Source organism: Mesorhizobium tianshanense, from assembly GCF_007830515.1.
In the GTDB taxonomy this organism is placed as follows: Bacteria; Pseudomonadota; Alphaproteobacteria; order Rhizobiales; family Rhizobiaceae; genus Mesorhizobium; species Mesorhizobium tianshanense.
The window spans coordinates 46,345-59,352 of record NZ_VLKT01000008.1; the positions used below are offsets into that span (position 1 = coordinate 46,345).

Below are 13,008 nucleotides of genomic sequence, written 5' to 3' on the forward strand. Positions count from 1 at the left end.
GTTTCTGCATCCGTTGTGTCAGCGGCATTTTTCCGCGTTCGGCAGACCATCCGTTCGGGTCATGCTTCCGGGACAGACAAGAGGGAGGCTCCATGGCCGACGAAGCGCTTGTTATCATAGACCTGCAGAACGATTTCTGCCCGGGCGGCGCGCTGGCGGTGGCCGGCGGCGACGAGATCGTGCCGCTGGTCAACGACCTGATCCGACGGACAGAACATGTCGTGCTGACGCAGGACTGGCATCCCGCCGGCCATTCGAGCTTTGCCTCCAGCCATCCCGGCAAGCAGCCCTTCGAGTCGATCGATCTGCCTTATGGCCAGCAGACCCTGTGGCCGGACCACTGCATCCAAGGCAGCCTCGGCTCGGATTTCCATTCGGGCCTTGCCTGGACCAAGGCCGAACTGGTGATCCGCAAGGGCTACCACCCGGAGATCGACAGCTATTCGGCTTTCTTCGAGAACGACCGGACGACGCCGACCGGCCTTGCCGGCTATCTCCACGAGCGCGGCATCGACACACTAACCCTGGTCGGCCTAGCGACCGACTTCTGCGTCGCCTTTTCGGCGCTCGATGCGGTCAAGCACGGCTTTCATACCACAGTGCGGCTCGACGCTTGCCGCGGCATCAATCTCAATGGCTCCCTCGAGACAATGCTGAACCGAATGCGCGATGCCGGCGTGACACTGGCTTGAACACCAATCGCATCCGACACAATTCCAAAGGGGGCTTTATGCGGTTTGCGGCGGCTTTGGCGGCGGGCGCTGTGGTGACAGTCGCAACCCTGTTTCCAGAAATAGCGTTCGCAGCCGAGGCCCATGAACTGCCGGGCGAGACAATGTCGCTGTGGTGGGCGCTGCCCTTTGTCGGCCTGCTTCTGTCGATCGCCACCGGGCCATTGCTCTTCCACCGTGTCTGGGAGCATCACTACGGCAAGATCACCGTCATCTGGGCGGCGCTTGCGGTCGTGCCGCTGGCGGTTGCGTTCGGCATGCCTTCGGCCACCGAGGCGGTGCTGCATGCGCTGCTCACCGAATACATGTCGTTCATCATCCTTCTGTTCGCGTTGTTCACCATTTCGGGTGGCATCCTCGTCGCCGGCAACATCCATGGTACGCCGCTGGTGAATGCCGGACTGCTGCTGATCGGGGCGATGCTCGCCTCGGTCATCGGGACGACCGGCGCCTCGATGATCCTGATCCGGCCGATCCTGCGCGCCAACGACAACCGGCCGTTCAACGCCCATGTCGTCATCTTCTTCATTTTCCTGGTGTCCAACATCGGCGGCTCACTGACGCCGCTCGGCGACCCGCCGCTGTTCGTCGGCTTCCTGCGCGGCGTCGATTTCTTCTGGACCACTGCGAATCTCTATCAGGAGACACTGTTCGTCGGCGGCCTGGTGTTGGCTGTCTTCCTGGCCATGGACATGATCCTGCATCGCCGCGAGGCCGGCGCGCCGAAGATCAAGGACCCGACGCCAGACTCGAAGGTACGCATCCGCGGCCTGGCCAACGTCCCGCTGCTGGCCGGGGTGATCGGCGCGATCCTGCTTTCTGCGACCTGGAAGCCGGGCGTGGCTTTCTCCGTCCAGGGCGTGGGCCTCGAATTACAGAACCTCGTGCGTGACGCCATCATCCTGGCGCTTGCCTTCCTTTCGCTCGCGGTCTCGCGCAAGAGCCACAGGCAGGCGAACAACTTCCACTGGGAGCCGATCGCCGAGGTGGCGAAGCTGTTCGCCGGCATTTTCATCTGCATCGTGCCGGTCGTCGCCATTCTCAGGGCCGGCCTCGACGGTGCGCTGGCGCCGCTGGTCGCGCTTGTCAGCTCGCCCACGGGCGAACCAAACGACGTTGCCTATTTCTGGCTGACCGGGGCGCTGTCGTCCTTCCTCGACAACGCGCCGACCTACCTGGTGTTCTTCGAGCTCGCCGGCGGCGACCCACAGCACCTGATGACCACCTTCGCCTCGACCCTGGCGGCGATCTCGGCCGGGGCGGTGTTCATGGGCGCCAACACCTATATCGGCAATGCGCCGAACTTCATGGTGTACGCCATCGCCAGGCATCGCGGCGTCAAGATGCCGGGCTTTTTCGGCTATATGGCGTGGTCTGGCGCGGTGCTGATCCCGACATTCCTGATCGCGGGTTTTCTGTTCCTTGGCTAATCAGCCGACGCCGACATAGCGGCGGACCGCCGACGGATCGGCGCGCAGCTCCTCGACATCGACGGTCTCGCGGTTGCGGCCGTTCTCGATGAACGAGACCCGGTCGGCGACGGACAGCACGGCATCGACCCGCTGCTCGACCAGGATCGTCGAGACGCCAAGGTCGCGCAGCTTCGACACCGTCTCGCGGATCCTGGCGATCATCGCCGGCATCAATCCTTCGGTCGGCTCGTCGAGCAGAAGCACCTGCGGTTCGAGGCACAGCGCCCGTGCCATGGCCAGCATCTGCTGCTCGCCGCCCGACAGCGTGCCGGAGCGCTGCCTGAGCCGCTGGCGCAGCAGCGGGAAGAGGTCGAGCACGTTTTCGCGCGTCGCCTTGCCCTTGCCGCGGGCCATCAGGCCGATCTCGATATTTTCCGCCACCGTCATCTCGGCGAACAGCCGCCTGCCCTGCGGCACATAGGCGACGCCGGCCTTCGGCACGTCGTGCGCCGGCAGGCCGGTCAATTCCCGCCCTTCGAGCCTGATCGAACCGGCGCGTGATGGAACGAGGCCCATGATCGCCTTCAGCGTCGTCGTCTTGCCGGCGCCGTTGCGGCCGAACAGGCAAAGCACCTCGCCCTTGTTCAGCATGAGGTCGAGGCCGTAGAGCACCTGGACCTCGCCGTAGAAGCAGTCGAGCCCGGAGATGGTCAGCGCTTCAGCCCGTGTTTCAGTCATGGGGGCGTCGCTCCGAGATAAGCTTCCTGCACCTCGGCATTGGCGCGGACCTGCTCGGGCGTGCCCTCGGCCAAGATCTTGCCGACGTTGAAGACCGTGATGCGGTCGGCCAGATGCATGACCACCGGCATGTTGTGCTCGATCAGAAGCACGGTGGCGCTTTTGGCGATCTCGCGCACCAGCCCGATGAAATTATCGATCTCGCTGTCGGCCAGCCCCTGCGTCGGCTCGTCGAGGATCAGCAGGCGCGGTTTCAGCGCCAGCCCCATGGCCACTTCAAGCAGGCGCTGATGGCCATAGGACAATTGCCCGGCCGGCATGTGGGCGCGGTCGGCAAGGCCGGTGCGCTCCAGCGCCGCCATGACGCCGGCATGCACGGCGCCTTTCGAGCGGCCATCGGTCAGCGTGCGCTGCACCGGCAGCGCGACGTTGTCGTAGGCGGTGAGATTGGCAAAGACGCTGGTGATCTGGAAGGTGTAGGCGACGCCGAGGCGGACCCTCGCGTAGGCCGGCAGGTTGGTGATGTCGGCGCCGTCGAAGACGATCATGCCCGATGAGGGCTGGATGCGACCGCTCACCAGGCTAACGAAGGTGGTCTTGCCGGCGCCGTTGGGGCCGATGACGGCGCGGATCTCGCCCGGCATGAGCGTGAAGTCGACGCCGTCGACGGCGCGCAGGCCGCCGAAATGGCGGGACAGGCCTTTGGTGGTCAGCAGCGGCATCATGGCAGCCACCCGAGCCAGCGCTGGCGGATGGTGCCGAGAATGCCCTTGGGGAAGAACAGCACCAGCAGGATGAGGGCGATGCCGACGATCAGCAGATAGGCCGAGGTGTAGCCGCTGGTGATGTCGACGACATAGTACATGAACAGCGTGCCGATCAGCGGACCGAGCGTGGTGGCAGCACCGCCGAGCAGCACCCAGAGCAGAGGCAGGATGGAATATTGCACCGAGGCGAAAGTCGAGCCGACATAGCCGAACAGCAGCGCGTAAGCGGCGCCCGAAGCCGCGCAGATGGTGCCGGAGACGACGACCGCGACGAGCTTGTTGGAAAGCGTGTCGTAGCCGAGCATTTTGGTCCGCTCCTCGTTCTCACGGATGGCAACCAGCACACGGCCATATCTGGAGCGGACGATGACGAGCGTCACCAGCAGCACGATCGAGAACAGGGCGAGTGCGCTCATGTAGCGCACGGTCGGTTCGGTGAGGCCGAGCGACGTGCTGCCAACGACGAGGACACGCGCCGACTGCGGCACCACCAGGCCCTGGTCGCCGCCGGTCCAGGACGCGAAATAGAGGATTATGAGATAGAAGACCTGCGCGAACATCATGGTAACGATCATGAAGGCGACGCCGGTGGTGCGCAGCGCAAGCAGACCGATCACCAGCGCGAGAAGCGCGCCGCAGGCGAGGCCGGCGGTGAAGGCGGCCGGCACGCTCCAGCCGAGATGGATGACGGCAAGGCCTGCACCGTAGAGCCCAGCCGAAAAGAACATGGCGTGGCCGAGGCTGAGCAGTCCGACATAGCCGAACAGCATGTTGTAGCCCATGGCGAAGACCGCCAGCACCATGATGCGGGCGAGCAGGCCGTGGTGATACTCCGGCAGGACGAAGCTCAAGGCGAAAAGCAGGGCGATGACGCCCAAATGCAGGGCATAAGCCTTTGCCGGCGAAGCTTCCTTCATCGCGATGCCGTCCCGAACAGGCCTTGCGGCCGGAACACCAGCACCATGGCAACCAGCAGGGTGGCGATGATCTTGGCCAGCGTCGGCGAGAAGAACACCGAGATGATGCCGTCCGACAGGCCGATCAGCACGGCGGCGACGACGGTGCCGCGCAGCGAGCCGAGGCCGCCGATGATGACGACGATGAAGGACAGGAGCAGCGGGTCCTGCCCCATCAGATAATGTGCCTGGCTGATCGGCACGATCAGCACCGCGGCCACCGCCGCCAGCATGGCGCCGAGCGCGAAGACGCCGGCGTAGACTCTGGTGACCGGAATGCCGAAGGCCTGCGCCGTCTCGCTGTCATACTGCGTGGCGCGCATGACGAGGCCGATTTTGGTGCGTGTCAGCACGAACCACGTCGCGACAAGCAGAAGCGCGGACGCGGCGATGATCGACAGCTTGTAGCCGGAGTAGCCGAACCACGGCAAAAGAATGCGGTAGCTGAAGGGCGGCTCCACCGGCCGTGCCTCCGGACCGTAGAAGGTCAGCGCCAGTTGCTGGATGATATAGAGCATGCCGATGGTGGCGACGATGGTGGCTTCCGGATTGTAATTCAGCCGGCGCAGCACCAGCCGTTCGGCGACGAGCGCGATCAGGCCGACGATCAGCGGCGCCAGCACCAGGGCGGCCAGGAAGCCGAGCGACGGATGGCCTGAAATCGCCGTGGTGATCGCCCAGGCAAGCACCGCGCCCAGCATGAAGAACTCGCCATGGGCGACATTGACGACGCGCATGACGCCGAACACCAGCGACAGGCCGAGCGCAGTCAGCGCCAGCACGGCGGAGGTGACGAGGCCTTCAAGGGCGGCAAGGAGAAGATGAGGTCCGAAGGCCATTCAGGGAGCCCTTACCCCCTTTGTGGGGAGGGTGACCGCGAAGCGGTCGGGTGGGGGGAGTGGGGCTCGGATCGTCGCGACCCCCACCCCGTCTCAAACGCGAAGCTTGTGTGCCGACCCTCCCCACAAAGGGGAGGGTAAGGCGCGTCACAGCGGCTGGGTCGTGTAATCCCCTTCCGGCTCGTAGAGGCCGTCCTCGATCTTGGTCTTGTGGACGACATTCAGCCTGCCGCCTTCGACCTTGGAGATGTTCTGGATGCCGAAACACTGGTGGATCTTGCCGTTGAAGGTCTTCGGCCCCTGCGGATGCTCGGGCCCCTCGGCGAACTCGGTCAAGGCCTCGGTCGCCTCGACCAGTTTCGCGCGGTCTTCCGGCCCCTTGTAGCCGGCATCCTCCATCGCCTTCTTGACGACATAGAGCGTTTCCCAGCAGCCGAACATGTGCGCGGCGGTGGAGACGTCCTTCGGATCGCCGACGGCAGCGCCATTGTCATCGATGCCGACGGCGGCGCGATAAGCCTTCTGCGCGGCGGAATCATCTGGTTGGGCGTAGCGCGGCGAGCCCTCCCAGAAATGGCTGCCGTCGAGGAATTCGAGACCGGGGCTGTTGATGTCGGTGGCTTCGAGCGAATCGATGAAGCCGAACAGCTGCGGCCGGTTGGAGCCGTAGAATTCGCCGAGCTCCTTGACGAAGGTGAGCACCGCCGGGCCGACCATGACGTGGTAGATCACCTCGGTCTCGGCCGGGATCTGCGGGAAATATTTGGTGAAGGACGATTCCGTCGGCGGGATGGCGATCTGGGCGATGACCTCGGCGCCCTGCGCCTTCAGCGCCGGGGGCAGGTAGTCGCGATGGTCGTAGCCGAAGGCGAAATCAGGAAAAATCTGCGTCACCTTCTTGCCGGCGTTCGCCGCGATCCACGGCGCCATCGCCTGGATCTGGCTCTTCACGTCGGTGATGCCGGGTTGGAAGACGTAACGATTGAGCTTGGTCGAGGCGACGTGGTGACCTTCGCTGACGACAAAATAGGGCATCTTGGCCTCACCGGCGGCGGGCGCCGAGCCGATGACGACGTGCGAAAACAGCGTGCCGTAGACGATGTCGGTCTTGTGCTGGGTGGCGAACTTGCCGACCACTTCGGCACCGCGGCCGGGATCGGTGCCGTCATCCTCGATGATCACCTCGACCGGCCGGCCGTTGATGCCGCCGGCATCGTTGATCGCCTTGACCGCGGCGGCGGTGGTCTTTTCATACCAGCGACCATAGGCGGCGCCGATGCCGGTGCGATGGGACTGGAAGCCGATTTTTATCGGCGCCGAGCTCTGCGCCTGGCTGTAACGGACGAACCCAGGCGCGACGGCAAGGCCGGCGCCCGCGGCCAATCCCTTCAGCGCCGTGCGGCGGGTGAGACCGGTTTTGGAGAGATCGAAAAACCCATTCTTGTCAGTCACGGCAGTTCCCCTGTTTTTTAGTTTTGACCAATGGCTGGAGCGAGGCGAGCCACTCTTGGCAAGTGGCCGAAATTGCATGTGTACAAACTAAATCACCAAAGCCCTGATGTGGCAAGCGGGCTTTCCCCAAGGATCAATCGACGGGTATAAAGGCCGGCCTTTGTCTCATCCGGCCGCCGGCGTGGCAAGCAACCACAGGCCGAAAACCGTATAGGCGATCATCAGCACGGTGAGCGGAAACTGGCTGAGCGCGGCGCGGGCGGGAACTGGGTGCAACCGCCAGGCGAGGCCATGGGCGACGAGCACGGCGAGCATGTGTCCACCGATGATGACGCCGGCCTGGACATTCCACAGCCACCATGCCGAGCCGGCGCCGGCAACGACGCCGGCTTCGATCTGCATATCGGCGGTGCCGAACAGGTTCCAGCCCAGCGCGAACGGGTCGGAAAGCGCAGCCACCGCATATTGGCCATCGACGAGCAGCGCCGTCAGATAGTGCGCGACATGATAGGCGAGCGCGATTGGCACGATCGACCACACCAGCAGCCCGGCGGCCTGACCGAGGGAATGCTTGCTGCCGGCAAGATGTTGGCCAAGGACGATTGCAAGGATGAACGCGGCTGCGAGCAGGACAAACATCAGAACCAGGCCGAGACTGCCGATGCCGATCACCGCTGTACGTCCCGGAAACTCCAGCGGATTGATGCCGAACAGGCCGAACCAGAAGAAGGTTTTCGACAACCCGTCGAAGGACACCGACGACAGCGCTAGCAGCAGGAAAGCGGTGCCGCTGAGCGACAGCGGCGCGGCATAGATGAGCTTGGCGCCTGGCCAGCAGAAATTGAGCCGGCCGCCTGCGTCGCGCTCGATAACGGCGAACCGCGCCACCATGGTGAAGAAGACGGTCAGGAACTCGCTGCTGCGGCTCCAGTCGCGATAGCCGAACATCATCATGGCGGCAAAACTCAGCAGCCAATAGAGGCCGGCGGCCCAGGCAAGCCGCGCCGGATCGTCGGGCGCCGGGTCGATCAGCTCGAACCAGGCGAAGGCGAAGAACAGCACAAAAGCCGGCCAGTAGCCGAGCCATGCGGGCGGGCGCTTCATTTCCCGCTCCCCGAACAGCCGCGAAACGACACGCCATGGCCCGTACCAGGGGTTTAGCCATGACCAGAGATTGCCGAGCAGCCCCTGCAGCAAAACCAGACCAACCCAAAGCAGCGTCCATATCGCAAGGGGCAGCGGGTTGGAGAGCGGGTCGCGGCTGCCGAACAGGCCGGCGGCAACGAGCATTGCAAAGCCGGCAAAGGATGCCAGGCTGGCGATCGCCCGTGCGCCGTCACGGAATGCGAAAAGCGGCAGGCGCCGCCGCCAGAAGCGGTCGAGGGCGTCTGGCGGCAGCAGCGCCAGGGCAAGGAAGCTGGCGGCAACGGCGAGCGCGCCGCCGGCGACATAGTAGCCGGTGGGCAGCAGCAGAACGTGGCCACGATCGGAGGCGTGGGCTAAGGCGGGGGTGGGAGAGAGAGCGGTCAAAAATGCAACGGCACCTAGAGCAACTATTGCGATCGAATGGTCGCGCTCTACGGCGCCCCCCTCTGTCCTGCCGGACATCTCCCCCACTTGGGGCGAGATTGCGCCGTCATTGCCGCTTTCGCCAATCACCAAAGTTGCAGAGGGAAAGCCGGCGGCGGAACTGCCGATCTCCCCCCTTGAGGGGGAGATGGCCGGCAGGACAGAGGCGGGCGCGAAGGAACTCAGACTATCCAGGAATTCCCTCACACCTTGACCAGCTGCTCCACACGATCCTTTTCGCCAAATATCCTGAGGTACCGTTCGATCTCTTTCTCGTCGCCGGTGGCCTTGGCCGGATTGTCGGAGAGCTTGACCGCTGGCCGGCCATTGGCTTCGGTGACCTTGCAGACCAGCGAGATGGCGTCGAGCCGGTTGGTTTCGGTCGGTGCGCAGCCCTCGAAATCGTTGGTCAGGTTGGTACCCCAGCCGAAGGACATGCGCACCTTGCCGCGGAAGTGGCGGTAGGTTTCCTCGATCGTCTCGACCTCGAGCCCGTCGGAGAAGATGAGCAGCTTCTGCTTCGGGTCCTTGCCCTTTTCGCGCCACCAGGAAAGTATCTTCTCGCCGCCTTCGATCGGCGGCGCGCTGTCGGGGCGGAAACCGGTCCAGTCGGCGACCCAGTCCGGCACGTCACGCAGGAATGCCGCGGTGCCGAAAGTGTCAGGCAGCACGATCAGCAAATTGCCGCCGTAGTAGCGCTGCCAGTCCTGCAGCACCTTGTAGGGCGACTGTCTCAATTCCTTTTCCGAATTGGCGAGCGCGGCGAACACCATCGGCAGTTCATGCGCGTTGGTGCCCAGCGCCTCGAGGTCGTTGTCCATGGCAAGCAGCACGTTTGAGGTACCGGTGAAGGCCTCGCCGATGCCTTCCTTCAGCGCTTCGACGCACCAGCGCTGCCACAGGAACGAATGGCGGCGGCGGGTGCCGAAATCCGAAATGCGGATATCGGGCAGCGCTTTCAGCCGCTCGGTCTTGGCCCACATCTTGGCCTTGGCGCGGGCATAGAGCACGTCGAGCGCGAAGGGTCCGAACGCCCGCATCGCGGCGCGCGAGCGCATTTCGTTGATGATGGCGAGCGCCGGGATCTCCCACAGCGTCGTGTACATCCACGGGCCGCTGAAGCTCAATTCGTACTGGCCATCGCGCCGGGAAAGCTCGTACTCCGGCAGCTGGAAATTTTCGAGCCAGGCGAGGAATTCCGGTTCGAAGATCTGCTTGCGGCCATAGAAGGTGTTGCCGCCCAGCCAGATCATCTCCTTCTTGGAGAAGCGCAAGGTGCGGGCATGGTCGAGCTGATCACGCAGTTCCGTTTCATCGATCTCCTCGGCAAGGCGAACCGAGGTGGTGCGGTTGATCAGCGTAAAGGTGGCATCGACCTTGGGGTACATGCCCCAGATCATCTGCAGCATCAGCAGCTTGTAGAAATCGGTGTCGAGCAAGCTGCGGACGATCGGGTCGAGCTTCCAGGTATGGTTGTAAACGCGCCGCGCTATATCGGTCTTAGTCATGTCTCGATGCCGCCTTCACTGCTCGCTCCCTGCGGAATGCCTCTTAGCATTGAATTCCTGAAAGCGCCCCCGCTTTGCGGGCTGACCCGACAAAAAGAAAACCCTGCGGCAAGCGCGCGATTTCACAGCTCAGGACGCAGTCCTGGCGCGCTTCCTGCAGGAGGTTCCAGAAGCCTGTGACTTTCTCCCGGCAGAAACACTCTAACAATATCAATTGATTTTTCGATGCGGCTACCCGACACTTTGCCCGGAAAAAGCATCTCGACGTCAAATCCGCAGACAGCCCGCGACCGGCCGGACCACGGTCACCGGCATCACCGGCGGCCCTACTGCACCAGCCTTGGAGAACCGACATGGGTTACGATCGCGGCAAGCTCGAAGCGTTGCGCCGCAAATATGGCGAAAGCCATGGCGGCGAAATGTTCGATCCGAAATTCCGACGCGTCGCCGACAATATCTTTTCCAAGAGCGGGACGCGGCTGGCGCCTTACTCCGGCATCCCGACTTTTCTCGCCGCGCCCTATCGGCAAATTGCCGCCGACAATCCGGATTTCGGCGATCTGCAGGTGGCGATGATCGGCGTGCCGATGGATCTCGGCGTCACCAACCGGCCCGGTGCCCGCTTCGGGCCAAGGGCGCTGCGCGCCATCGAGCGCATCGGCCCCTACAACCATGTTCTGGAATGCGCCCCGACGCATGAGCTGAAGGTCGCCGATATCGGCGACGTGCCGTTCCAGAGCCGCTATCGGCTGGAGACCAGCCATGACGACATCGAGCGCCGCACGAACCAGATCGTCGACGCCGGCGTCATTCCGCTTTCGGTCGGCGGCGATCATTCGATCAGCCATCCGATCCTGAAGGCTGTCGGCAAAAAAGCGCCGGTCGGCATGATCCATATCGACGCCCACTGCGACACCGGCGGCCTGTTCGATATGACCAAGTTCCACCATGGCGGGCCGTTCCGCAACGCGGTGCTGGACGGCGTGCTCGACCCGTCGCGCACCATTCAGATCGGCATTCGCGGCTCGGCCGAGTATCTATGGGAGTTCACCTACGAATCCGGCATGACCGTCGTGCATGCCGAAGAGGTGACCGGCCTCGGCGTGCCAGCCATCATCGAGAAGGCGCGCCAGATCGTCGGCGACGGCCCGACCTATGTGACCTTCGACATCGACAGCGTCGACCCGGCGTTCGCACCCGGCACCGGCACGCCGGAAGTCGGTGGGCTGACCACGCGGGAAGTGCTCGAACTTCTGCGCGGACTCAAGGGCCTCAACATCGTCGGCGGCGACGTCGTCGAGGTGGCGCCGCAATATGACGCGACCACCAACACCGCGCATGCCGGCGCTCAGGTGCTGTTCGAGATCCTCAGCCTGATGGTCTTCAGCCCGGCGATATCAGGCAAGAGAGCCTGAAGCATAGCCGCCCGGCAAACCGCCGGCCGCTCGTTCAATGCCCAAAGGAGAGCGGCGGCGCGATACGGTCCCGCCGCAGCCAGCGCGCCAGAAGCAGCGCCGCCACCACCGCCAGCCCCGACGACAGGCCGATCCAGATGCCGACGCCGTTGAGCCCGGAATAGAAGGCGAGCAGCACGCCGAGCGGCAGGCCGATGCCCCAATAGCCGATCGCGGCATAGATCATCGGCACCTTGGTGTCGTGCAGGCCGCGCAGCATGCCGGCGGCAACCGCTTGCGCGCCATCGAAAATCTGGAACAGCGCGGCAAAGGCCAGGAACGACACGGCAAGCCCGATCACCGTGGCATTGGCCGAGTCGCCGAGATCGATGAAGGCGCTGATCAGCAGATGCGGCCACAGGATCATCACCAGCCCCATCAGCGCCATGAAGGACACGCCGATGACGAAAGCGGTCCAGCCGGCGCGGGAAACCCCTTCCGGGTTGCCGGCGCCATGGGCAAGCCCGACACGCACCGTCGCCGCCTGGTTGAGGCCGAGCGGCACCATGAAGCTGACCGAGGCGATCTGGATGGCGATGGCATGCGCCGCGAGCGAGGCCGCGTCGATCAGGCCCATTAGAAGGGCGGCGGCGTTGAAGATCGTCACCTCGAAGGCGAGAAGACCGGCGATCGGCAGGCCGAGCCGCAGCAATCCCGTGAAGCGCGGCCAGTCGGCCCGCCAGAAGCGTCCGAACAAATGATAGCGGCGAAATTTCTGCTCAAGCATCACCACAGCCGCCATGCCGACGAACATCAGCGAGCTGGACAGCGTGGTGGCGAGGCCCGAGCCAGCGATGCCCATCGAAGGGGCGCCGAGATTGCCGAACATGAACACCCAGTTGAAGAAGACATTGCAGGCGACGGCGATGAAGACGATGACCAGCGCCCAGCCCGGCCGCTCCAGCGCCGAAATGAACGAGCGCAGCACGATATAGCCGTAGAAGGGCAGCACCGCCCATTCGAGCCAGCGCAGGTAGATGCCGGCCTCATGCGCCAGCGCCGGTTCCTGGCCCATGGCGAGCAAAATTGCCTCGCCGTGCCAAAGCACGATCCAGATCGGGATGCAGATGAGGATCGCCAGCCACAGGCCTTGCCGCACGGTGCGGCGCAGATCGCGCACGGAATGGCGGCGGCGGCCGAGTTCGGTCGCCATCATCGGCGAGGTCGCCAGCATCAGGCCAAGCCCGAAGATCAGCGGCATGAAATAGAGGTTGGCGCCAAGCGCGCCACTGGCCAGCGTGTCCGGCCCCAGCCGCCCCATCATCATGACATCGGTAGCAGTCATCGCCGTCTGGCCGAGATTGGTCAACACCATCGGCCAGGCGAGCGCCAGCGTCGCCTTGATTTCCTGACGCCAAAGATTTTCCGGCGCGCGAGCGCCGGCTTCGATCGCAGACATTTTTTCGCCTATCCGATTGCGGCGCGTCGGCAAAAACGCCGGAAGCCGCGTCTCAGCGCGGAAAATGGCCGTGATCGGCCCGGATTCCGCATCAACGGCTTGTCTACGAAATGGGCAGCTATGGCAAGAGGCTGACTCAGGGAAGGGTTAAGCCAGCACGGCGGAGCGGCCCAAACCCTGCCA

At 64.0% G+C, this 13,008-nt stretch carries 11 protein-coding genes; 3 read left to right on the forward strand and 8 right to left on the reverse strand.

What is annotated here, in order from left to right:
* Positions 1–92 precede the first annotated feature (92 nt).
* On the forward strand, positions 93–692 hold the full coding sequence (gene pncA, locus IQ26_RS08015; RefSeq protein WP_145715636.1) for a bifunctional nicotinamidase/pyrazinamidase: 600 nt from the start codon (positions 93–95) through the stop codon (positions 690–692).
* Between the two features lie 38 nt (positions 693–730).
* Positions 731–2,161 carry a sodium:proton antiporter gene (locus IQ26_RS08020; RefSeq protein ID WP_145715638.1) on the forward strand — a complete coding sequence of 477 codons (1,431 nt, stop codon included), beginning with the start codon at positions 731–733 and terminating at the stop codon, positions 2,159–2,161.
* Here IQ26_RS08020 and IQ26_RS08025 read toward each other — a convergent pair whose 3' ends face one another.
* The 7 genes from IQ26_RS08025 to pncB all read right to left on the reverse strand — a co-directional run bounded on the left by IQ26_RS08025 (position 2,162) and on the right by pncB (position 9,972).
* Positions 2,162–2,881, reverse strand: a complete 720-nt coding sequence (locus IQ26_RS08025; RefSeq protein ID WP_145715640.1) for an ABC transporter ATP-binding protein — start codon at positions 2,879–2,881, stop codon at positions 2,162–2,164. It abuts the gene before it with no gap.
* The gene (locus IQ26_RS08030) at positions 2,878–3,606 is read right to left on the reverse strand and encodes an ABC transporter ATP-binding protein (protein WP_145715642.1); all 729 of its coding nucleotides are present in this window, start codon (positions 3,604–3,606) and stop codon (positions 2,878–2,880) included. Before IQ26_RS08030 ends, IQ26_RS08025 begins: the two co-directional genes overlap by 4 nt.
* Complete coding sequence (locus tag IQ26_RS08035) at positions 3,603–4,565, reverse strand: branched-chain amino acid ABC transporter permease (protein WP_145715644.1); 963 nt, start codon at positions 4,563–4,565, stop codon at positions 3,603–3,605. Before IQ26_RS08035 ends, IQ26_RS08030 begins: the two co-directional genes overlap by 4 nt.
* Positions 4,562–5,443: a branched-chain amino acid ABC transporter permease gene (locus IQ26_RS08040; RefSeq protein ID WP_145715646.1), complete on the reverse strand. Its 882-nt coding sequence runs from the start codon at positions 5,441–5,443 to the stop codon at positions 4,562–4,564. Before IQ26_RS08040 ends, IQ26_RS08035 begins: the two co-directional genes overlap by 4 nt.
* A 147-nt stretch (positions 5,444–5,590) precedes the next feature.
* Positions 5,591–6,895, reverse strand: a complete 1,305-nt coding sequence (locus IQ26_RS08045; RefSeq protein WP_145715648.1) for an ABC transporter substrate-binding protein — start codon at positions 6,893–6,895, stop codon at positions 5,591–5,593.
* Between the two features lie 165 nt (positions 6,896–7,060).
* Positions 7,061–8,503: a hypothetical protein gene (locus tag IQ26_RS08050; RefSeq protein WP_145715650.1), complete on the reverse strand. Its 1,443-nt coding sequence runs from the start codon at positions 8,501–8,503 to the stop codon at positions 7,061–7,063.
* Positions 8,504–8,667: 164 nt separating this feature from the next.
* Positions 8,668–9,972, reverse strand: a complete 1,305-nt coding sequence (gene pncB, locus IQ26_RS08060) for a nicotinate phosphoribosyltransferase (RefSeq protein ID WP_145715651.1) — start codon at positions 9,970–9,972, stop codon at positions 8,668–8,670.
* A 353-nt stretch (positions 9,973–10,325) separates the two neighbouring features.
* Here pncB and speB point away from each other — a divergent pair, with 353 nt between their 5' ends.
* On the forward strand, positions 10,326–11,387 hold the full coding sequence (gene speB, locus IQ26_RS08065; protein WP_145715653.1) for an agmatinase: 1,062 nt from the start codon (positions 10,326–10,328) through the stop codon (positions 11,385–11,387).
* 34 nt (positions 11,388–11,421) lie between these two features.
* On the opposite strand, the gene IQ26_RS08070 is transcribed toward speB, so the two are convergent.
* Positions 11,422–12,825 (reverse strand): MATE family efflux transporter, encoded by a 1,404-nt coding sequence (locus IQ26_RS08070; protein WP_145715655.1) that lies wholly within the window; start codon positions 12,823–12,825, stop codon positions 11,422–11,424.
* Positions 12,826–13,008 lie beyond the last annotated feature (183 nt).